Source organism: uncultured Eudoraea sp. (assembly GCF_947490415.1).
Classification (GTDB): Bacteria; Bacteroidota; Bacteroidia; order Flavobacteriales; family Flavobacteriaceae; genus Eudoraea.
The window spans coordinates 39,877-63,131 of record NZ_CANLGX010000005.1; the positions used below are offsets into that span (position 1 = coordinate 39,877).

The following is a 23,255-nucleotide window of genomic DNA, read 5'->3' on the forward strand; positions in this document are numbered from 1 at the left end:
CCACATCTCATAAAAAACTAACAGACCATAAAATTATGTCGCATTCAATAAAACCAGGAGTTGCTACAGGTGACCAAGTTCAACATATTTTTAATTATGCCAAGGAAAAAGGATTTGCTCTTCCCGCGGTTAATGTTATCGGCTCCGATACGATTAATGGCGTCCTGGAAACTGCAGCGGCGTTAAATTCTCCGGTTATTATTCAATTTTCCAATGGTGGAGCGCAGTTTAACGCGGGAAAAGGTTTGTCTAATGAAGGGCAACTTGCCGCCATACAGGGAGCTGTTGCAGGTGCAAAACATATACATCAGTTAGCTGAGGCTTATGGAGCTACCGTTATTCTTCATACAGATCATTGCGCAAAAAAATTATTACCATGGATAGATGGACTTCTTGACGCAAGTGAAAAACATTTTGCAGAGACAGGAAAATCACTCTATAGTTCTCATATGATAGATTTGTCTGAAGAACCTATTGAGGAAAATATTGCCATTTGTAAAGGATATCTTGAAAGAATGAGCAAAATGGATATGACTCTGGAAATAGAATTGGGAATTACAGGAGGTGAAGAAGATGGTGTAGATAACTCAGATGTTGATGATTCAAAATTATATACCCAACCTGAAGAGGTGGCTTATGCATATGAAGAATTGTCTAAAATAAGCCACAGGTTCACGATAGCTGCGGCATTTGGAAACGTTCATGGCGTTTACAAACCAGGCAATGTAAAATTAACCCCTAAAATTCTCAGGAATTCCCAGGAGTATATAACTAAAAAATACGGTGTTGAACATAATCATATAGATTTTGTATTCCATGGTGGCTCTGGCTCAACCGTTGAGGAAATACGTGAAGCGATCGGATATGGGGTGATAAAGATGAATATTGACACGGATTTACAGTATGCTTTCATGGAAGGTATTCGGGATTACATCCAGGGCAAATCTGCTTATTTACAAGCGCAGATAGGGAATCCGGATGGTGCAGACCAACCTAACAAAAAATACTACGACCCAAGAGTTTGGCTTCGGGAAGGAGAAAAGACTTTTATTGAGAGATTGAAAAAAGCTTTTGAAGATCTAAACAATATTAATACCTTGTAAGTAACTTTCAGACTTAAATTATATTCCAATGACTGCTTGGTTCAAAAGAACAGAAAAGGGTATTCAAACTGCAACTGAGCAGAAAAAAGATACACCCAAAGGCTTATGGTATAAATCCCCAACGGGGAAGATTGTTGAATCTGACGAATTAGCTAAAAATTTTTATGTTAGTCCTGAAGATGATTATCATGTTAGAATTGGGAGCAAAGAATATTTCGAGATTCTATTTGATAACAACAAATTTCAGGAATTAGATGCCAAATTAACTTCCAAAGATTCCCTGAAATTTGAGGACACAAAGAAATATTCAGATAGACTGAAGGCGGCCCAAAAAAAGACGGGTTTAAAAGATGCCGTAAGAACAGCTGTAGGCAAATCCTTGGGTAAGGATTTGGTTGTTTGCTGTATGGATTTTAGTTTTATTGGCGGATCTATGGGAAGTGTGGTAGGTGAAAAAATTGCACGTGGAATTGATCATTCCATTAAAAAGGGAATTCCTTTTGTGATGATATCTAAATCTGGCGGGGCCAGAATGATGGAAGCGGCTTTGTCATTAATGCAGCTTGCCAAAACATCTGCAAAATTAGCCCAGTTAGCTGAAGCTAAAATTCCATATATTTCTTTATGCACAGATCCTACTACCGGCGGCACGACTGCTTCCTATGCTATGCTAGGTGATATTAATATTTCTGAACCTGGTGCGCTGATTGGTTTTGCAGGGCCCAGAGTTGTTAAAGAAGCTACAGGAAAAGATCTCCCAAAGGGTTTTCAAACAGCAGAATTTGTTTTGGAAAATGGCTTTTTAGACTTTATTTCTCATAGAAGGGATCTAAAAAAGAAAATTAACCTTTATATAGATCTTATTCAGAATAATGCTGTAAGAGAATAAAAAAAGCCCTGAATTTAGTAAGTCAGGGCTAATAATTAATCATTTGCAGGCTCTTTAGTTCTTAAACCTTCTTAAAAATATTTCCTCAGTTTCTCCATTAGGGTAAGTAAGAATCCCTTTGGAATCACAACTACCATCTCCAAAATCAAGGCTCACCGTTGTATCATTGCGTGAAATTTCAAGTATTCCGCTTACCAGGAATCTGCAAGATAGTTCTCTTCTCAGCGGGCTAATGGTTTCTTTAACGAATACATTATCAAATTTCCCTGTGTAAGTACCTTTACCTGAAATAAGAAAAACATTATCGCCCCAGAATCCACTTCCAAAACCTTCAATCCATTCTCTGGTCCTGTTTCCAGTGAAACTGGCAGTACCACCATCTGGCCATTCTCCCGTAAAATTGGCAACCGCATCTGACTGTGGATTTCCATTTTCATTGGAACGCATTCGCTGAACAGTAGCATTTCCCTCAACAGACACCCCATTAAATGTAAAGTTCTCAAGTGAAAAACTAAGCGTTTTCATAGCCATCTCCATGTCCTTCAGATAACTCAGTTTAATGATACCACTTAAAAAATTCCCGTTGGGTAATTCACATCCCTCACCAAAATCAATAGTTTTTTCTTTACTGGTACTAGTCACCACAGTAGTAATTGTAACACATTCTAGTAAATAATCTGAAATGTAAGAACCCTTGGAGGTAGCCTGGATTTCATCGGTAGTATAAACATCCTCTCCAATGTTTATAATTTCCTCAGAAATTAATTCAGATTCGTCACTGGCCTGAAGTTGTGCCACCTCAAAAGTTTCTGTTTTGCCGGTTTCAATAATTTCCGGAGATTCTTCATTGTTACAGGAAACAATCAACACAATTGTCAAAATCAATAATCCTTCAAAATTCAATTTTTTAAAACAATTTTTCATATTATCATTTTTTTAATATTACTCTCCTATGACCCCAGGTATTCATAATGGTTTAATTGAAGATCAAAAAAGATAAATGACCTCTGCTTTATATAAATTTATTACTATCTTTGCGCTCGATTGAAAATCAATCAGATACATAAAAATCATTTAAAATAATATTGGAATGTATTTAACAAAAGAAGTTAAGGCAGAAATCTTTAAAAAACACGGTGGTTCGGAAGGTAACACAGGTTCCACTGAAGGTCAGGTTGCGTTATTCACGCATCGGATTAATCATTTAACAGGACATTTAAAAAACAACCAAAAGGATTATAATACGGAGAGATCTCTGGTAAGACTTGTTGGTAAAAGAAGAAGTTTGCTGGATTATTTGAAGAAAAAGGACATAGAAAAATATCGTGCCCTTATTAAAGAATTGAATATTAGAAAATAATATAAGGGGGAGGCATTGCTTCCCCTTTTTTTTAACAAAAGCCTCGAAATTTGAGGCAAACACAAAAAGCTTACACATAGTTTTTCATTGGTCGACAACACAACAACACAACTCAGACCGTCTATGTACGACGGTTGACCATTGTTTAACAGCCTGACAAAGATTCAGGTTCTAATTAAAATTTATGATTCCAAAAACATTTAAAGAGGTCATTGACCTTGGTGATGGTAGAGAGATTTCTATCGAAACCGGAAAACTTGCAAAACAGGCCCATGGTGCTGTTGTTGTACAATCGGGAAACTGCATGTTACTATGCACCGTAGTTTCCAATTATAGACAAAGTGATGTAGATTTTCTTCCTTTAACAGTAGATTACAGGGAAAAATTTGCGGCTTCAGGACGTTATCCGGGAGGCTTTTTTAAAAGAGAGGCCAGACCAAGTGACGGGGAAGTATTGACAATGCGACTGGTAGATCGCGTTTTGAGACCATTGTTCCCAAAAGATTACCATTCCGAAACCCAGGTGATGATACAGCTAATGTCTCATGATGACAATGTCATGCCTGATGCGATGGCAGGTCTGGCAGCATCTGCTGCAATTCAACTTTCAGACTTTCCATTTGAATGTGCAATTTCAGAAGTTCGTGTCGGAAGAGTGAATGGCGAATTTGTCATTAACCCTACTAGGGCACAATTACTTGAATCTGATATTGACATGGTCATTGGGGCATCCGAGGATTCCGTTATGATGGTTGAAGGTGAAATGGGTGAAATTTCTGAAGAAGAAATGGTTGAAGCAATCAAATTTGGTCATGAAGCTGCAAAAGTTCAGTGCGCTGCACAGATTAGATTAGCCAAGGCCTTTGGACAAAAAGAAGTGCGCGAATACGAAACCGAAGATGAGGACGAAGCGTTAATGAAAAAGATTCATGACCTTGCATATGATAAAGTATATAAAGTAGCCAAGGCTGGTTCTTCCAAACATGAACGAAGTGCATCATTTGCAGAAATAAAAGACGAAATTAAAGCACTCCATTCCGAAGAAGAACTAGAAGAAATTGGGGATTTAATCAGCAAGTATTACTACAAAGCCGAAAAAGCTGCTGTAAGAGACCTCACCTTAAATGAAGGATTAAGACTCGACGGAAGAAAGACAGATGAAATACGGCCTATCTGGTGCGAAGTTGATTATTTGCCCTCAACACATGGTTCGGCAATTTTTACAAGAGGAGAAACACAGGCACTGGCGACAGTTACTCTGGGAACATCAAGAGAAGCCAATCAAATAGATATGCCGTCATTTGAAGGCGAAGAGACATTTTATCTTCATTACAACTTCCCGCCCTTTTCTACAGGTGAGGCAAGACCCATTAGGGGAACTTCACGTAGAGAGATTGGCCATGGAAATTTAGCACAAAGAGCGTTAAAAGGAATGATACCTGAAGATTGCCCTTATACAGTCCGGATTGTTTCGGAAGTATTGGAAAGTAATGGTTCTTCCTCAATGGCAACTGTTTGCTCCGGTACAATGGCGCTAATGGATGCCGGGGTGCAGCTTAAAAAACCGGTGTCAGGAATTGCAATGGGCTTGATTACAGATACCGAAACCGGAAAATATGCTGTATTGTCAGATATTCTGGGTGATGAAGACCATTTAGGAGACATGGACTTCAAAGTTACCGGTACAGCTGATGGGATTACCGCCTGCCAGATGGACATTAAAGTTAAAGGTTTATCTTACGAAATCCTGGTTAAGGCATTAATGCAGGCAAGAGAAGGAAGGCTTCATATTCTTGAGAAATTGACCGAAACAATCGCCCAACCTAATGAAGGTGTAAAAGCTCATGCACCAAAAATGGTAACAACTACGATTCCGGGAGATTATATAGGTGCATTAATTGGACCAGGTGGAAAAGTGATCCAGGAACTTCAGAAAACAACAGGAACTACCATAGTAATAAATGAAGATCCTGTTACAGAAGAAGGGCTAGTGGAGATCTTAGGAACAGATCAGGCAGGAATTGATGCCGTACTGGCTAAAATAGACTCCATTACTTTTAAACCGGTAGTAGGCAGTGTTTACGAGGTTAAAGTGATAAAGATTTTAGATTTTGGGGCTGTAGTCGAATACGTTGAAGCTCCGGGAAATGAAGTTTTACTTCATGTTTCTGAACTCGCATGGGAGCGTACTGAAAATGTTACTGATGTTGTAAACATGGGTGATGTTTTTGATGTTAAATATTTTGGTACAGACCCAAGAACGAGAAAGGAAAAAGTATCCCGTAAAGCTTTATTCCCAAAACCGGAAGGTTATAAGGAAAGACCCCCAAGAGAAAATCGGGATCGCGATAGAGGAAGAAACGATAGAAATCGGGATCGTAAACCCAGAAGAGACTAATTTTTAACCCTTAGATATATTAAAACCCCTTTAAAACAGGGGTTTTTTAATATAATTTAACCGAAAAGTTAAATTTCTATAACCTTATTGTAACATTTGCCGGTTTTTTACGTATAAGTATATGCAGCCCATGCACTTTGAACTTAATATATAAAGGAAAACCTAGATGAGACAGCTAAAGATTACAAAACAGGTTACGAATAGGGAAACTGCATCCTTAGATAAATACTTACAGGAAATAGGTAAGGTAGATCTAATTACTGCAGAGGAGGAAGTAGAATTAGCACAGCGTATAAAAGCAGGTGATCAGCTGGCTTTGGAAAAACTTACAAAAGCCAATCTTCGTTTTGTGGTATCCGTTGCGAAGCAGTATCAGAACCAGGGACTTACACTTCCGGATTTAATTAATGAAGGAAATCTTGGCCTTATTAAGGCTGCTCAGCGTTTTGACGAAACAAGGGGTTTTAAATTTATCTCCTATGCGGTATGGTGGATTCGTCAGTCTATATTACAGGCTTTGGCAGAACAATCGCGTATTGTTAGATTACCGCTAAATAAAATTGGTTCAATAAATAAGATAAATAAAACATTTGCATTTCTTGAGCAAGCTCATGAGCGAATCCCATCAGCAGAGGAAATCGCCAAGGAATTAGATATGACTGTTGAAGATGTAAAACAGTCCTTGAAAAATTCTGGTCGTCACGTATCGATGGACGCCCCTTTAATTGACGGGGAGGATTCAAATCTTTACGATGTTCTTCGAAGTGGAGAATCGCCCAATCCAGATAAAGAATTATTACATGAATCTCTACGTACGGAAATTGAAAGGGCTTTAGAAACCCTTACACCCAGAGAGGCAGATGTTATCAGATTGTATTTTGGTTTGGCCGGACAACATTCAATGACCCTTGAGGAAATTGGTGAAACTTTTGACCTTACCAGGGAGAGAGTACGTCAGATTAAAGAAAAGGCAATAAGAAGGTTAAAACATACTTCCAGAAGCAAAATTTTAAAAACTTATCTCGGATAATTTCGAGACATGAATTACATGTTAAATATTCCATAAATTGGAATTTTGGTATAAAAATTGTAATTTGTGATAGTAACAACAGTTTATCATGACTGTTCGTTTTTTGATTGATGAATAAACTCCGGCTGATTACCGGAGTTTTTCATTTTACCTAATTTCTATCCATAATTGCCCTTTATTTAAAAAATATTTCTTTTGCCCGGCTAATGCCTGTTTCGGCTGTTCAAACTTATCTTTAGTCTAATATTTCTTTAGGCTACTTTCACTTTTGATTCCCTATTCAGCTATTTGTGCCAACTCATTTATGTATATTTATGGAACCCTATCCGTAACTGAAGCACTCATTTAAAATAATTATTATGAAAGGTCTACCTATAATTTCCATTAAATTTATTTGTGTTGCCTTTTATGTTTTTATGATTTCTTGCCAACAGAGTAAATCGTCTGAAGAAACAAATGACACTTCTGAAATAAAATTTGATATCCCGGAAAATTTTGTACTCGAAGAATTATACCACATCAGCGCTAACAAACAAGGTTCTTGGGTAGCTCTGGCCGAGGGCGCTGATAAAATGGTCTATGCATGTGATCAACGCGGTAAGATCTATTATTTTAAAATGCCGGAAAAAGGCGAGGTGGTCCAAACAGCAAATGTAGACAGCCTAAATCTTGATATTGGCGAAGCACATGGCTTGTTGTGGGCGTTTAATAGTCTGTATGTGGCTGTCAATAAAAATTGGGATGATACTATTGCAGATGAAAACCAAAGAGGGAGCGGTGTTTATAGAATAACAGATTCAAACGGAGATGGCAGCCTTAATGATGTAAGAATGCTCTTGAAATTAGAAGGGGCCGGTGAGCACGGGCCACACAGTTTTGTGTTAAGCCCAGATGGAAAATCTATCTATTTTATAGCCGGGAACCATGTACTCATCCCTGAAAGCCTCAAAAAAAATAGTCGCCTACCTATAAACTGGGGCGAAGATAATCTGTTTACACCCTATCTGGACGCCCGAGGGCATGCCAATGAAATAAAAGCACCCGGAGGATGGGTAGCTGAATTTGATTCCAGCGGGGAAAACTGGGAACTAATTTCTGCCGGCTATAGAAATCCTTTTGACTTGGCATTTAACCAGGACGGTGAATTATTTACTTATGATGCCGATATGGAATGGGACATCGGAATGCCTTGGTACAGGCCAACCAGAATATGTCATGTTACTCCCGGAAGTGAGTATGGATGGCGGACAGGATCTGGCAAATGGCCGGAATATTATCCGGATAATCTGCCGGCTGTTCATAACCTGGAACAAGGCTCCCCAACAGCCATATTGTCTGGAGCCAAGTTAAAATTCCCTTCAAAGTACTACAACGGACTTTTTATTATGGATTGGAGTTTTGGAACCATCTATTACGCAAACCTAATACCTAAGGGAAGTAGTTACTCCGCAACAAGAGAAGAATTTCTATCTGGCACACCCTTGCCATTAACTGATATGATTGCAGGTTCTGATGGCAATCTCTATTTCGCAACCGGGGGGAGAGGCCTGGATTCTCACTTATATCGATTGAGTTATGACGGAGAACTTACGGCATCAGAAATTAAACCGAATGACGGTGGCAAAGAATTAAGGCAGCTTAGGCACCAATTAGAAAATTATTCGGCTATTAATCCTGAAGAAGCCATATCCAAAGCATGGGACAATCTTGACCACGAAGACAGATTTATAAGATATGCATCTCGAATTGCCCTGGAAAATCTTCCTACGGATAGTTGGCAGGCAATGTTCTATTCTGAAGAATCACCAGTAAAAACGATTGAGGCCGGGATTGCCTTGGCAAGACAGGGAGATAAAAAAGATCAAGGAAAGATTCTGAAAAAATTAAATCAAATCAATTGGGAAGGGCTAGATGAACAGCGGCAAATAGATCTTTTGAGAAATTATGCCCTTGTTTTTATCCGCATGGGGCAACCGGATAGTCAATCTCGACAAGCGGTTATCAATAAGTTAAAACCCTATTTTCCTGGTTCAAACAATGCCATAAACAGAGAACTTGCGCAAATTATGCTCTATTTAAATGCAGATGGCACGGTAAAAATTCTTAGTGATTTATTAGAAAAACATACTGCTGAAAAGACTAATATCTCCAGTCAGATGCTTTCTGAGGAAACTACATTAAGAAGTGAACAATACGGGCCATTAATTAGGGAAGTAATTGCAAAAATGCCCCCTAGTGAAGCCATCTATTACGGGATGCTGTTAAGCCATGCCACCGAAGGTTGGAACAAAGAACTTCGGGAGAAGTATTTCCTTTGGTTTTATGATGTTTTGAGTGCTAAAGGTGGAATGAGTTTTAAAGCTTACATGGAAAATGTAAGGCTTCAGGCCATGTCAAATGTCCCTAAAGAAGAAAAAGCATATTTTGAAGAACTTTCCGGCGTCTATTCTCCAAACACTGTTGTGGAAAATCTCCCCCAACCAATTGGTCCAGGGGCAAATTATTCCGGTAGTACCATCAACCAGTTTCTTTGGGGTGATAAAATGAGTGATTACAATGGAAGTTTGGCTGATGGCGAAAGGGCTTATCAGGCAGCCCTATGCGTCCTGTGTCATCGTATGCGAGGTGAAGGAGGGGCTACCGGACCAGACTTAACCCAGATAAGGACAAAATTTGGAAGGTATGATTTGTTGTATTCCATATACAGCCCTAATGATGACATTTCCGATCAATATGCCTTTACCCTTTTTCATCTGGACAATGACAAAAAAATAGCCGGCAGAATTCTTTCAGAAACCAAAGATTCTATTAAAATTATGCCAAATCCTTTAAATACATCATATACAGTTCAACTGGCCAAATCCTCCGTAATAAAACAGGAGTTGTCTCCAATTTCACCAATGCCTTCCGGCTTACTTAACAGGTTAAACGAAAAGGAAATTACGGATCTTTTTGCCTATCTGCTAAGCGGAGGTGATGAATCACATGAACTTTATAATAATAAGAATCTGGAATAAAATAGAAGTTATATATAATGGCTCAGCATAAAACCATAATGAATACTTATTTTTGTATCCAAATATTTTCAGCCATTAAACAATGAACAACATACGTATAGCACCTTCACTACTTGCGGCCGATTTCGGGAATTTACAAAGAGACGTTGAAATGGTCAATTCAAGTCAGGCAGACTGGCACCATATTGATGTTATGGACGGGGTTTTTGTTCCAAATATCTCCTTTGGAATGCCTGTAATAAAAAGCATTGCCGGGAATGCAACCAAGCCGCTCGATGTTCATCTTATGATTATTGATCCGGATAGATATATCAAATCTTTTGCCTCCCTGGGAGCCAATATACTGACAGTGCATTATGAGGCCTGTCCACATTTAAATAGAACCATACAAGCCATTAAAGCGGAAGGTATGAAAGCAGGAGTAGCTCTTAATCCGCACACCAATATAAAGCTTCTGGAAGACAGCATAGCAGAGATAGACCTGGTTTGCGTTATGAGCGTTAATCCGGGATATGGAGGTCAGAAGTTTATTGAAAATACCTATGGAAAAGTCAGGGCATTAAAAGCGTTAATTAATGAAAAAAAAGCCAAAACGCTTATAGAAATTGATGGCGGAGTAAATGCAGACAATTCGAAAGCCCTGGTAGAGGCTGGCGCAGATGTTTTGGTTGCGGGAAGTTTTGTTTTCAACTCACAGGATCCAATGGCCACGATTTCACATATTGCCAATATTGCCAATGCTTAGCACTGTTTTAGCAGGTATTTAATCAAATCTGTAGTAGTTACCATGCCTTTTAGCTTACCTTTTTCCACGACCGGTAAGGAATGAAATTCCCTTTTCACAAGTAATTCTGCAACTTCTTTAATTGTTGTATCGGGAGAAACAGTCTCCAGATTTCCTATCATTAATTGCCTTATTGTAAACATTTCATAAATAGATGAAGAAATATTTTCCTCTTCCCTGTATGCGCCATCGGCAAAACTTATTCGGAGTATATCGTTCAGACTTATCATCCCAATAATCTTTTCATTTTCAATGACCGGTATATGCCGTATTTTATATTTTTTAAATAAATGTTCCGCCTTATCTAAACTTTCTTTTACATCAAGTGTTATAAGGTTTGTGGTCATTATATTGGAAACGGGGAGTTGAATCTGGACATTCATGACTTTCAATTTAAATATTATTTAATAAAGATCAGTTTTATCAAAAACAAAAAGAATGATAAAAGTCATGTTAGTGGTGGTTTAAATTTATTTGCTTTGGTTAATTCTGAGATTCTGATTCTTTAAAATAATACCCTATAATTTATTAGCCATATTGGCTTTGCATGCTTTCTTTGATAAGTTTAAGAATAAATTACATAGCTTTGCCCCTACCTGAATTCTCACTAATTTTTACCTCTGCTTTAAGGAAACATATGGATAGATTTGATCTTTTGATTGTTGGTGGTGGACCAATAGGAATAGCATGCGGACTGGAGGCTCAAAAAAACGGTTTGAGCTACCTGATTGTAGAGAAGGGTCCTATAGTTAATTCCTTATTTAACTATCCTGTAAACATGCAATTTTTCTCCTCTTCAGAACGACTGGAAATAGATGACATTCCTTTTATAAGTAACGAGGCTAAGCCAAAACGCAATGAATCTTTGGAATATTACAGAAGAATTGTTACTTCCAATAAGTTGAATATTCACCTCTTCGAAAAAGTTGAGACCATAGAAAAAGGGATAAAAGATTTTAAAGTCATAACAAATAAAAATACATATACAGCCAGTAATATTACAATTGCTACAGGATTTTATGATCTTCCTAACCTCCTGGAGGTTCCCGGGGAAGAACTCCCTAAGGTGTCTCATTATTACAAGGACCCTCATTACTATTCAGGTCAAAAACTGGCCGTGATAGGAGCAAGTAATTCAGCTATAGACGCCGCCCTTGAGTGTTGGCGAAAAGGTGCTGAAGTCTCTCTTATTATAAGGGGGCCCGAAGTAGGCAAGCGAGTTAAATACTGGGTTCGCCCTGATATTATGAACAGAATTGAGGAGGGAAGTATTAAAGCCTACTATAACGCCTCAGTGAAAAAGATACGGGAAAAAGAAATTGAATTGAAAACTCCGGAGGGGATAATTATTTTAGAAAATGATTTTGTCCTTGCCTTAACCGGTTATACTCCAAATTTTGAATTTCTGGAGGCTGTAGGAATTGAATTATCAAAGGATGAGAAAAAAATTCCAAATTACAATCCGGAAACCATGGAAACCAATATAACAGGAATTTACCTTGCAGGGGTTATTTGCGGAGGCATGGAAACTCATAAATGGTTTATTGAAAATTCCCGTGTACACGCAAAGATTATTATTAAAAATATTTTGCAAAAAAAAGAATCGGAAATCGGTAATTAAGAGTTATTCAAGCGCATGAAAAAAATTGCCCTAGCTGTCCATGGAGGTGCCGGAACCCTCGTCAAGGGAATGATGACTCCTGAAAAAGAAAGCTTATATAAAGCCGTTTTAAAAAGTGCCTTACACAAGGGGTATCTGCTTTTAGAATCCGGTAGATCTGCGGTAGAAGCAGTTGAGGCATCTGTTAAAGAACTTGAAGATTCACATTTGTTTAATGCCGGAAAGGGAAGTGTATTCACTTCTGAAGGGAAACATGAAATGGATGCTTCCATTATGGATGGAAAAACCCTTAATGCAGGAGCCGTTTCTTTGGTAAGTGGTATAAAAAATCCTATTAGCCTGGCTCGGGATGTTATGGAAAAAAGCGATCATGTTTTCCTTGCTTCTAAAGGTGCTATGCAATTTGCAGAGAAACTGAAATACCATCTTGAAGACGAGAAATATTTCTATGATGAACTTCGCTTCCAGCAATGGCAGGAAATTAAAGGTACCAAAGATTTTAAGCTGGACCATTCAGTGAAAAAGGATGCAAAATTTGGAACTGTTGGCGCTGTAGCTTGTGATAATTTCGGGAATCTGGCTGCTGCAACTTCCACCGGAGGCATGACCAACAAACAATTTGGAAGAGTTGGTGATAGTCCGATGATTGGAGCAGGAAATTATGCCAATAATAAAACATGTGCTGTTTCCTGTACGGGTAGTGGTGAATATTTTATCAGAGGGGTTGTTGCATATGATTTGTCCTGCTTGATGGAATACAAAAACCTATCACTTCAGGATGCCGCAGAGGTGCTTATCCAAAAACGTTTGCTGAAGTTAGGAGGAGATGGCGGTTTAATTGCAGTAGATGCCCTTGGCAATATTGCAATGCCTTTTAACACAGAAGGCATGTATAGGGCCTGCAAATCCTCAGACAGCGCAGATCAAATAAGTATTTATAGGAATTAAGAAGTTGGAAAAGGAGCGTCAAGGGGTAATACCTTTACTTTACCTTTTTTCATGTTAAAGCGGTCCCCATTTGCCAGTACATGTGTTTTAAGATTTATCAGAGACATAGGTGTACCTTTCTCAAGGATCTTTTCGTTATTGTGTTTTAGTTTTCTTGGGTCAAACATAATAACCATCCCAGAACCTATGATCTCAAAAGTGCTGCTGTTTTTAATAACCAGGCCAGTATCTTCCGCTAGACCAATACCCATCATGTCCGGATGTTTAGCCACGGCTTCCGCAAGTCGTCCAAAACGGCCTCTACGAATAAAATGGGAGTCTATGATTAAATTAGAAATGAATCCCATTCCGGTATCCATTTTTACAGCTCCTTTTATAAATGATTCCGTACTGCTGCCACCTGCAATCATTTCGCTGGACATGCACATTGCACCTGCGCTGGTTCCGGCTATCACCAACGAGTCTTTTCTATAACGTTCTATAAGCACTTCATGTAACCTAGTGTTGCCTATTTTTGCAGTGATTTTAGATTGGTTTCCTCCGGAGAACATCACGCATTGTGCATTTACAATCCATTCCAGGTTTTTTGGATTTTCAGACTCTTTCCTATCTCGAATATCCATAATATGTACCTTACGACATCCTAATTTGTCAAAGGCCTTGAGGTAACTATCACTTACCTCTTTTGGAATACTTGAGGCAGTTGGAATAACAACAATTTGTGCCTCATTACCCCCACTCTCACTTACCACTCTGGAGAGGATACTTTCCTGAATAAATTCCAGGTGAAACGACTCGCCTGTTTCTGTCCCTTTATCCTCATTTCCTCCAATGGGAATTAAAGTTCCTTTTACCACCATAATTTATGCTGTCTAGCTTGCAAAAATACAGCTATTGTTACAAAAAATGTCATATATTTATGAAATTACAAAGAACTTATCAAACTCACATTAACAGGTAGAAATAGTGTTCTAAGGCAGTTGCCGATTCATAAATCCACGGTTAAGAACCATAAAATCTAAGGTCATGAAAATAAGAGAAATAAATGCCATGAGGGGACCAAATTACTGGTCTATACGCCGCCACAGACTTATTGTTATGGTCTTGGATTTGGAAGAAATGGAAGAATTGCCAACCAACAAAATAGAAGGTTTCGCCGACCGTATTCGAGAGATGTTTCCAAGTATGTACGCTCACAGATGTTCAGAAGGATGTGAAGGAGGTTTTTTTATGCGCGTAGATGAAGGAACATGGATGGGCCATGTAATTGAGCATATTGCCCTGGAAATACAAACGCTGGCGGATATGGATACCGGATTCGGAAGAACACGCGGATATGGGGAAAAAGGAGTATACAATGTTGTTTTCTCTTACATTGAAGAGTCGGTAGGAAGATATGCTGCTAAAGCTGCTGTTCGTATTTGTGAAGCATTAATTGCTGGTGATCCTTATGATCTTGAAGAAGACATACAACGTATGCGCGAACTTCGGGAATCTGAACGACTTGGTCCTAGTACTGGGTCTATTGTTCTGGAAGCCCAAAGCCGTGGAATACCATGGATACGGTTAAACAAGTATTCCCTGGTACAACTTGGTTATGGAGCCAATCAGAAAAGGATACAGGCCACCGTAACCAGTGAGACCAGCAGTATTGGAGTTGAATTGGCATGTGATAAGGAAGACACTAAATATCTTTTGGAACAGGCCGAGGTTGAAGTCCCCAGAGGAGATATCATCAGCAGGGAAAGTGGCTTGGAAGATGCTTGCCGTTATGTGGGATACCCACTTGTTATTAAACCAATCGATGGAAATCACGGCAGAGGAATTACGGTAGATATCAATTCTTATAAGGATGCGCTTGAGGCCTTTAAGGTTGCCAAAGAAGTATCGAGAAGGGTCATAGTGGAGAAATATATTACAGGCGAGGATTACCGTCTTTTAGTTATTAACAACAATTTCGTTGCCGCAGCAAAACGTACCCCGGCTCATGTTGTAGGTGATGGAAAATCTACCATAGAGGAATTGGTTGAGGAAGTGAATAAAGATCCGCGAAGGGGATATGGTCATGAGAAAGTACTTACCGCAATAACCATAAACGATCTGACAAAAACGATTATCGCCGATGCCGGCTATACTGTAGACTCAGTATTAAAGGAGGGAGAGCGATTAATTTTAAAGGATACCGCTAATTTAAGTACCGGAGGTACTGCCGAAGATGTTACCGATATCGTTCATCCTGCCAACGTATCAATGGCGGAAAGGATTTCAAAGATTATAGACCTTGATATCTGTGGGATCGACGTAATGACCAGTGATATTAGCCAGCCTCTTTCAGACACAGGAGGTGCAGTTTTGGAAGTAAATGCAGGGCCTGGTTTCAGGATGCACCTCGCTCCCACCAGCGGGTTACCAAGAAACGTTGCTGCTCCTGTAGTAGATAAATTATTTCCTCAAAAAGGTGATACAGGAAGGATTCCCATTGTGGCTATTACCGGAACTAATGGTAAAACGACGACCAGCAGGCTCATAGCCCATATAGCTAAAATGAATGGACAAAGGGTAGGCTATACCACAAGTGATGGGGTTTATATTCAAAATAGGATGTTGATGAAAGGTGATTGTACGGGCCCTGCAAGTGCAGAGTTTGTTTTAAAGGATCCTACCGTCAATTTTGCTGTACTGGAATGTGCACGAGGTGGTTTATTAAGAGCCGGCCTGGGTTTTAAAAAATGTGATGTTGCCATAGTTACCAACGTTTCGGCAGATCATTTGGGTTTAAAAGGCATCCATACTATAGAACAACTTGCCAGGGTTAAGGCGGTGATCCCGGAAACCGTGCTACCCGATGGTTATGCCATCCTAAATGCGGATGACGATTTGGTTTACGAAATGCGCAGAAACATAAATTGCAATCTTGCGCTGTTCTCCATGGATGAAAACAATCCCAGGATACAGGCCTTACAAAGAATAGGCGGAATAACTGCCATTTATGAGAATGGCTACGTAACCCTTTGCAGGGGTGAGTGGAAAATGCGGTTAATGAAAGCAGAAAATATTCCATTGACCTATGGTGGGAAGGCTCTTTTTATGATTCAAAATATACTACCGGCTATTATCGCAGCCAACGTTCAGGGTATTAGTATTGAAGATACGAAAGCGGCCTTAGAGACCTTTATACCATCGGCTTCGAGTACTCCAGGGCGTTTAAATCTGTTTAAGTTTAAAAACTTTGACATTTTATTGGACTATGCTCACAATCCTGCAGGCATGCGTGCTTTGCAAAAGTTTACAAATAACCTAGAAGCTACAGTAAAAGTAGGGATCATAGCTGGTATAGGGGACCGCAGGGAAGAAGATAATAATGAGATGGGAAGTATAGCCGCAGAAATGTTTGATGAGATTATTATCAGACAGGATAAAAATTTGAGAGGTAAATCAGAGACTGATCTGATTAATATGTTGGATGCCGGAATTAAAAAGCAGGATCCAAACAAAAAAACAACCATTATTCCTTCAGAAAAAGATGCGATTACCCATGCGGTGGCTCATGCAGAAAAAGGATCCCTTATAGTGCTTTGTAGTGATGTGGTTCCGGATGCATTGGACCTTGTAAAGCATTTAAAAGATCAGGAGGCGAAGGGCGAATTAACTTAAGGTATTCGTGATCTGTTTTTAAACACCTATTCATTAGATGGCCTATCATAACTAAAAACACAGGGCGAAACCTGTGATTTTCTCAAGTATTAATCAAATGAAAAAAATATGGATTTGGTCAATTACGGCTGCTTTAGCCGGATTTCTATTCGGCTTTGATACCGTTGTTATTTCCGGTGCTGACAAAACTCTTCAGGCATTATGGGATTCATCCGATGTGTTTCATGGAGTAGTAGTAATAGGAATGGCCCTTTGGGGCACTGTTGTTGGTGCATTATTAGGCGGTATCCCCACGAATAAACTCGGCAGAAAGAAAACCCTTATATGGATAGGTATATTTTATACCATCTCGGCATTGGGCTCTGCTTTGTCAAATGATCCCATAACGTTTGCCATTTTTAGATTTATTGGTGGATTGGGCGTAGGGGCTTCAACTATCGCAGCACCCGCCTACATTTCAGAAATTGCTCCTGCTAAGGATCGAGGCAAACTTGTAGGTTTATATCAGTTTAATATTGTCTTTGGTATCCTGATTGCGTTTTTTTCAAACTACCTTTTAAATGGAATTGGGGAAAATGCCTGGCGTTGGATGGTAGGCGTTGAAGCCATCCCGGCAGCTATTTATACCGTATTCGCATTGACAATTCCCAAAAGCCCCAGGTGGTTGTTGTCTAAACTTCGTGTTGATGAGGCCAAAGAAGTATTGGCAGTTATAAATCCGGGCTTGGATGCAGAACACATGATGCAAGAGATAAAAAAGGAAAGTGAAGGTACGATTCCAGGGGAAAACATTTTCTTAATGAAATATAGATTTCCATTGATCCTGGCTTTTTGCATCGCCTTTTTTAATCAACTCTCAGGGATCAATGCGTTTCTTTATTATGCTCCCCGGATATTGGAAGAAGCTGGCCTGGGCGCCAGTACAGCACTTTTGAGTAGTATTGGCATAGGGATAACCAATATGCTATTTACCCTCTTGGGAATATACCTGATTGACCGAATGGGGCGAAAACAATTAATGTATATTGGCTCTGTTGGATATATTATAGCGCTATCTCTGGTTGCCTGTGCATTTTATTTAAACTGGGAAGGAATTTCTGTCGCAATCTTTTTATTCCTCTTTATAGCAGCTCATGCAATAGGACAAGGTACTGTCATTTGGGTGTTTATTTCAGAAATATTCCCTAATCATTTAAGGGGATACGGCCAAAGCTTTGGAAGTTCTGTGCATTGGATTCTAGCAGCTGTTGTGCCTTCATTAATTCCTATTCTCTTTGCCACTATAGGACCCGGAATTGTATTTACATTTTTCGCATTTATGATGTTTTTACAGCTTCTTTTTGTGGCCTTTATTATGCCTGAGACCAAAGGAGTGTCACTTGAAGAATTAAGCAAGTCGCTTACAAGAACCAGGAAGGTTAAACCTAAGAGTATACAATAAGTAATTTCAAATAAGATTAATTGTAAGGTATAGAAAATGAAAACAGTTTTATTTACCATGCACTTTCAGTCCGGGATTAACAAAGAATACGCTATGGCCTAGGAGAATAATATAATAGGCTATATTGAATCAGACATGAAGGAAATTAGGGAAGAATTTAAGTCTCCTAAAAAAAAGTATTTGAGTTTTTTGACATAAATTTAAAATGATTGTTGAGAAGGCTCTGTGACCTAGTGCATACATATTTATTGTCATACAATCACATTGCCATACGGACTTATTCACCAAAACAAATTGTTGCAAAACTGTAAGTAATCTTGGAAATAATGGACTATTAGAGTATGGTACAGAATATATTTCCATTTCAAAAACAATACAGCCATGAGAAATTTTTTTAGTAATCTATTCAAAAAGAAAAAAACAGATGAATTTGATGAGATCCCCAATGGGGTATGTCCCAATTGTTGGGGAGATCAGGAGTACGGCAACGTCATTCGTGAAAAATTTAAGGACGCACAAATAGATGTAAATAATAAAGAAAGTAAGTATGCTTTTATACAGGACTTTGTAGTAACCCATTTAGATGGAATAAAACTAAAAAGTGCTGTGCATGGCACAGAATGCCCTACTTGTAAAATAAAATATAAAGAATCAAAATCTAAATTCTAAACAATCTATAATGTCAAAACAACTTTCAAAAATGACGGAACAGCACTGTTCCAATCCTCCTGCCAAATACAATGATCTAAAAGTTTTATTCCTTAACTGCACGCTAAACAGAACACCCGTCCTTTCGCATACTGAAGGGCTCATAGGTGTCGCTCAGCGTATTTTTGAAGCAAATGGGGCGGCGACTAAAGTAATCCGGCCTGTAGATTATGTTATCCCAGCCGGTTTAGGACTGGATATGTCTAAAACCCCGGAATGGGAAAAGGACGACTGGCCTATGCTTCAAAAAGAAGTGGATGCCTGTGATATTCTTATACTGTGCACTTCTGTCTGGTTGGGAGAGAAATCCTCGGTATGTAACCGGGTATTGGAACGGATGTATGGATATACCCATTTGTTTAATGAAAAAGGACAATACAGGGATTATGGTAAAGTTGGTGCTACCTTGATTACAGGAAACGAGGATGGGGTAAAACATTGCGCCATGAATATTCTATTTTCTCTTTCACACATAGGTTATACAGTACCTCCACAAGCGGATGCGGGTTGGATGGGTGAAGCCGGACCAGGACCTTCTTACAGAGACGAAGGTTCAGGAGGCCCAGAGAACGACTTTACCAATAGAAATACTACTTTCCTTGTTTGGAATTGTTTGCATCTTGCCCGAATGCTGAAAGATAACGGTGGCATTCCTGCACACGGCAACCAACCCGATGAGTGGGCTGCCGGATGCAAGGCAGGGTTTGACAGCCCGGAACATAAAAGATAATTTTGTTTTTAAACTTTTAGACGCCAATAGGCTTAACGAATTGTTGAATCTAAGAATTTTGGCCCAATCAGTTCTGGAAACTTTTATAGAGGCCCAAAACTTAAACTCTGAAATTCGGATATGGCCCCACCACTTTGACACCGGGGCTTGTGCTATATACAATGATATGTCAGGTGAGGCAATTGGATTAGGTCTTGCGGTCCCAGATAATATATGCAGGGATAATTATTTCTACATTATTGGATACAAAGGAGATAAGGTAATAGATACCTCAGATTTTAAACCATTATCTCTGGGATCCTGGAGTGTAAATGGATTTAAGGGAGCAATCTTATCAGCCACAGAAATTGACAAAAACAAGGGTGTCGCCTTTTTGTCTGAGGTATTCATCCAATATAAAAATTAAACAGCATATAGCATCCAATACCCAATAAACCTATTAATATCCCTTGCAGATTACCGGCTGTAAACTCTAGCTATTTTGTTACTAAGTTCGAAAAATAGGCCAATTTGGATAAGCCTTTTTAGTTTAATAATTATCATAGGTAGTTCGGAAACCTATTCTACCTTTAAAAGATCCAACTGACAAATATCATGTTTTAAGACCCTTTTAATTTCGAATTTTGTAATGGCAAATTATGTTCAATTTTGATTCACGTTTGTCATAAATTAAATCTTAGCATGACAAATGTCCATTCATTTCATATTCCCGTAATGGGAATAGGCTTTACCATAGACACCCCTTTAAAGGTATCCCAATATGGCATAGACTCCGTTATTTCTTTAGTGGATGATATCCTTATCGAAAAATTGAGAAAGATGTATTGTGATAAATTCGGGCGTCCCTATTCTGAGATTACTGAAAAAATGGATGATTTTAGAGCAAAAAGAATCACTTCCTATCTTAACCTTATCTATGATGAAAGCGTAAAGAAATTCGAAGCCCTCAAAGATGTTACGGCTGAATCCGCATCTGAAGTCAAGAAATATTTTTCAATGCTGCCTGATTCGTCCATTTTAAAACAGGAATTCCAGAATTTAACGAAGGATTCTTTTGTTTTACAGGAAATCAAAACCTGGGTAGCGGAAAACCTCTCAATGGGCAGTATTGATGTGAACATTATGACCAAGGTTGATAAGGAAAATTATAGTAAAAAGGTGAAATTGCCTGCAGAATTCAATGATGCCCATGCTGCACTGAGAGGTTACGCCAACAGTGTTCTACATTCTTCCCTGATCCTCTCCGCTGGAATGAACCCTAGATTATATAGTTATTTGGAACAGTTCGAAGATTTTTATCCAGATGAAAACGGAATCATTAAAAAGAAAATAGTATTAAAAGTAAGCGATTATAGATCGGCTTTGATCCAAGGTAAATTCCTGGCAAAAAAAGGATTGTGGGTATCAGAATATCGAATTGAATCCGGTCTTAATTGCGGCGGACATGCCTTTGCCACCGATGGTTTCCTTATGGGTCCTATCCTAAATCAGTTTAAAGAAGAGAAAGAAGAATTGAGGCAATCGGTTCATGAGATTTTGGTGGGTGCTTTAACCCAAAAAAATCGGATTGTTCCAACAATGAACTTACCATTAAAAATAACGGCACAGGGTGGCGTAGGCACTAAAGAGGAACACAACTTTATTTTGAATCATTACAAGGTAGACTCTGTGGGCTGGGGAACACCATTTCTTCTGGTGCCGGAAGCAACAACCGTCGACAAGTCGACCATCTCAAAATTAGTCGAGGCCAAAGAAGATGATTTGTATCTCAGTAACACTTCCCCTCTGGGCATTCCCTTCCATAGCTTAAAAGGAAATACCAAAGATTTGGAAAAATCCGAATTGATTGAAAAGGGAAGACCAGGAAGCCCTTGCCCGAAAAAATTTGTGGCTATGAACAAAGACTTTTTGGATACTGGTATCTGTACGGCTTCAAGACAATACCAACATCTTAAAATAATGGAGTTGGAGAAGCAAGAACTTTCTAACGAGGCCTATACATACTACTACAATAAGATTACCGAAAAATCCTGTACCTGTGTTGGCCTTGGAACATCTGCTCTGCTCACTTATGGACTGGATACAAAAACTGAAGGCGAAGGGGTTTCGGTATGCCCGGGTCCTAATATGGCTTATTTTTCCAAAACCATGGAACTGAGTGAAATGATAGACCATATTTATGGAAGAACCAATGTGATCACAAGAGAAGACCGTCCACATATGTTTATAAAAGAACTCCATATTTATTTGGACTATCTGGCAACAAGAATTGGCGAAACCCGGTTTTCGCCAACCGATAAACAAAGGAAGTATTTGTTGAACTTCGCCAGTAATTTAAGCGATGGAATAGATTATTATCAGACCTTGTTCAACAACCTAAAAGACGAATTTTCAGGGTCCAAACAACAAATATTGGAACTACTGGACGAGGGAAGAAAGACTTTGAAAAGCTTAGTTCAAGAAATCGAAAGTCTGGAAAATAACCTGGCAATCCAATAGCTGGTCATTTATATTTGACAACATAATCTAAAATATCAAGGCTCATTATTTTCTTATGGCCTGCTATAATGTAATAGAAGACATTAAGAGATAAAGACATTTGAAACGTTACAGTGCATCTGCCGTATTATAACAATTTTAACAAATCTCTGAACAGACTATAAAATGGCTAAAGATGCTACTGTTTCAGTTTGCATCACCTATTCCATACTAAACAACCAGCTGCCATCCTTTAACCATTTGTCGTCAATTACTTTTAGCGCTCCCGCTAAATCGAAGGCCTTTAGGTAATTTTCCACCAGGTTATGAAAATGGAGATCATCTGCCGGAAGTGCCATCCCTATCGGTTCTATATTCATAGGGCCATCAAGCGTTACTAAATCTTTCCCCTGGTTACGCATGATGGTAATTACACAAATCGGGTAATCTGCTACCATGGCATCTGCCTGATCATTAAGTATCATGGCAATTCCTTCATCATAATTGCTAACTGGAATAGCCTGTGCCCTGGGCATATATTTTTTAACAAAAGCCTCACTGGTAGATCCCTTTAAACAGCTTATTTTGTAGGCTTCATTATTGGCTTCTTCGGTCCCCTTCAATTTGGATAAGACTGACGTTTTTGCAAGAATTGATTTGCCGGATATCGTATAAGGACCAGCAAACAAGGCTTTTAAACTGCGTTCGGAAGTAACTGTCATTCCTGACATAACCGCATCAATTTTGCCAGCCTCAAGTGCCGGTAAAAGCTCTGAAAATGGCATTACTACAGTCGTCAATTTTACACCAATACCATTAGCCAATACATTAGCAAGGTCCACTTCAAAGCCCATTAATTCTCCAGACTTTGATTTCATATTAAAAGGTGGTTGATTCCCTGTCAGACCAATCCTGATCTCTCCGTTTTTAAGAATTTTAGCAAGTGTCTTTTGTCCATGGACCGGAAGGGCCAAAGCGATAAAAAACAGCAAAACAACAGTTGTGTATTTTATTTTCATACTTTCTTGTTTTTTAGTTGGTTACTTAAAATATTAAGTCATTGAAGATAGTACTTATTCTTTTACAAGCAAAGA

Annotated in this window: 19 protein-coding genes; 15 read left to right on the top strand and 4 right to left on the bottom strand. The window is 38.9% G+C overall.

Translation table 11 applies throughout. The features are described 5' to 3' along the window. Positions 1-35: 35 nt before the first annotated feature. Entirely contained in the window at positions 36-1,103 is a 1,068-nt protein-coding gene (fbaA, locus tag Q0874_RS13855) for a class II fructose-bisphosphate aldolase (RefSeq protein ID WP_299164046.1), read from the top strand. 28 nt (positions 1,104-1,131) lie between these two features. Then, positions 1,132-1,992: an acetyl-CoA carboxylase, carboxyltransferase subunit beta gene (gene accD / locus Q0874_RS13860; RefSeq protein WP_299164047.1), complete on the top strand. Its 861-nt coding sequence runs from the start codon at positions 1,132-1,134 to the stop codon at positions 1,990-1,992. A 54-nt stretch (positions 1,993-2,046) separates the two neighbouring features. Here accD and Q0874_RS13865 read toward each other — a convergent pair whose 3' ends face one another. After that, positions 2,047-2,916 (bottom strand): hypothetical protein, encoded by an 870-nt coding sequence (locus Q0874_RS13865; protein ID WP_299164048.1) that lies wholly within the window; start codon positions 2,914-2,916, stop codon positions 2,047-2,049. A 166-nt stretch (positions 2,917-3,082) separates the two neighbouring features. Here Q0874_RS13865 and rpsO point away from each other — a divergent pair, with 166 nt between their 5' ends. From rpsO to rpe, 5 genes are all read left to right on the top strand, one after another. Further along, on the top strand, positions 3,083-3,352 hold the full coding sequence (gene rpsO, locus Q0874_RS13870; RefSeq protein ID WP_299164049.1) for a 30S ribosomal protein S15: 270 nt from the start codon (positions 3,083-3,085) through the stop codon (positions 3,350-3,352). A 184-nt stretch (positions 3,353-3,536) separates the two neighbouring features. Beyond that, positions 3,537-5,750, top strand: coding sequence for a polyribonucleotide nucleotidyltransferase (locus Q0874_RS13875; protein WP_299164050.1), 2,214 nt, complete (start codon positions 3,537-3,539; stop codon positions 5,748-5,750). 166 nt (positions 5,751-5,916) lie between these two features. Further along, positions 5,917-6,780 (top strand): sigma-70 family RNA polymerase sigma factor, encoded by an 864-nt coding sequence (locus tag Q0874_RS13880; RefSeq protein ID WP_299164051.1) that lies wholly within the window; start codon positions 5,917-5,919, stop codon positions 6,778-6,780. A 359-nt stretch (positions 6,781-7,139) separates the two neighbouring features. Further along, the gene (locus Q0874_RS13885; RefSeq protein WP_299164052.1) at positions 7,140-9,797 is read left to right on the top strand and encodes a c-type cytochrome; all 2,658 of its coding nucleotides are present in this window, start codon (positions 7,140-7,142) and stop codon (positions 9,795-9,797) included. An 82-nt stretch (positions 9,798-9,879) separates the two neighbouring features. Further along, on the top strand, positions 9,880-10,542 hold the full coding sequence (rpe, locus tag Q0874_RS13890; RefSeq protein WP_299164053.1) for a ribulose-phosphate 3-epimerase: 663 nt from the start codon (positions 9,880-9,882) through the stop codon (positions 10,540-10,542). Here the strand turns inward: rpe and Q0874_RS13895 are convergent. Then, positions 10,539-10,964 carry an HPP family protein gene (locus tag Q0874_RS13895; protein WP_299164054.1) on the bottom strand — a complete coding sequence of 142 codons (426 nt, stop codon included), beginning with the start codon at positions 10,962-10,964 and terminating at the stop codon, positions 10,539-10,541. The two genes, rpe and Q0874_RS13895, sit on opposite strands and share 4 nt — an antisense overlap. 254 nt (positions 10,965-11,218) lie before the next feature. On the opposite strand from Q0874_RS13895, the gene Q0874_RS13900 reads away from it, so the two are divergent. Both Q0874_RS13900 and Q0874_RS13905 read left to right on the top strand, forming a co-directional pair. Beyond that, positions 11,219-12,202 carry a YpdA family putative bacillithiol disulfide reductase gene (locus tag Q0874_RS13900; RefSeq protein WP_299164055.1) on the top strand — a complete coding sequence of 328 codons (984 nt, stop codon included), beginning with the start codon at positions 11,219-11,221 and terminating at the stop codon, positions 12,200-12,202. Positions 12,203-12,217: 15 nt separating this feature from the next. Next, positions 12,218-13,150 (top strand): isoaspartyl peptidase/L-asparaginase family protein, encoded by a 933-nt coding sequence (locus Q0874_RS13905; protein ID WP_299164056.1) that lies wholly within the window; start codon positions 12,218-12,220, stop codon positions 13,148-13,150. Here Q0874_RS13905 and Q0874_RS13910 read toward each other — a convergent pair. Beyond that, entirely contained in the window at positions 13,147-14,010 is an 864-nt protein-coding gene (locus Q0874_RS13910; RefSeq protein WP_299164057.1) for a cyanophycinase, read from the bottom strand. The genes Q0874_RS13905 and Q0874_RS13910 overlap by 4 nt on opposite strands. Before the next feature lie 166 nt (positions 14,011-14,176). On the opposite strand from Q0874_RS13910, the gene cphA reads away from it, so the two are divergent. The 6 genes from cphA to Q0874_RS13940 all read left to right on the top strand — a co-directional run bounded on the left by cphA (position 14,177) and on the right by Q0874_RS13940 (position 22,182). Then, positions 14,177-16,804, top strand: coding sequence for a cyanophycin synthetase (gene cphA / locus Q0874_RS13915; RefSeq protein WP_299164058.1), 2,628 nt, complete (start codon positions 14,177-14,179; stop codon positions 16,802-16,804). Positions 16,805-16,901: 97 nt separating this feature from the next. Next, positions 16,902-18,245, top strand: coding sequence for a sugar porter family MFS transporter (locus tag Q0874_RS13920; RefSeq protein ID WP_299164059.1), 1,344 nt, complete (start codon positions 16,902-16,904; stop codon positions 18,243-18,245). Positions 18,246-18,626: 381 nt separating this feature from the next. Continuing rightward, complete coding sequence (locus tag Q0874_RS13925) at positions 18,627-18,914, top strand: hypothetical protein (protein ID WP_299164061.1); 288 nt, start codon at positions 18,627-18,629, stop codon at positions 18,912-18,914. Positions 18,915-18,924: 10 nt separating this feature from the next. Then, positions 18,925-19,683 (top strand): flavodoxin family protein, encoded by a 759-nt coding sequence (locus Q0874_RS13930; protein ID WP_299164063.1) that lies wholly within the window; start codon positions 18,925-18,927, stop codon positions 19,681-19,683. A 58-nt stretch (positions 19,684-19,741) separates the two neighbouring features. Continuing rightward, on the top strand, positions 19,742-20,089 hold the full coding sequence (locus Q0874_RS13935; protein ID WP_299164065.1) for a hypothetical protein: 348 nt from the start codon (positions 19,742-19,744) through the stop codon (positions 20,087-20,089). A gap of 275 nt (positions 20,090-20,364) precedes the next feature. Continuing rightward, entirely contained in the window at positions 20,365-22,182 is a 1,818-nt protein-coding gene (locus Q0874_RS13940; protein WP_299164066.1) for a hypothetical protein, read from the top strand. 200 nt (positions 22,183-22,382) lie between these two features. Here Q0874_RS13940 and Q0874_RS13945 read toward each other — a convergent pair whose 3' ends face one another. Then, positions 22,383-23,180: a transporter substrate-binding domain-containing protein gene (locus Q0874_RS13945; protein WP_299164067.1), complete on the bottom strand. Its 798-nt coding sequence runs from the start codon at positions 23,178-23,180 to the stop codon at positions 22,383-22,385. Between the last annotated feature and the right edge of the window lie 75 nt (positions 23,181-23,255).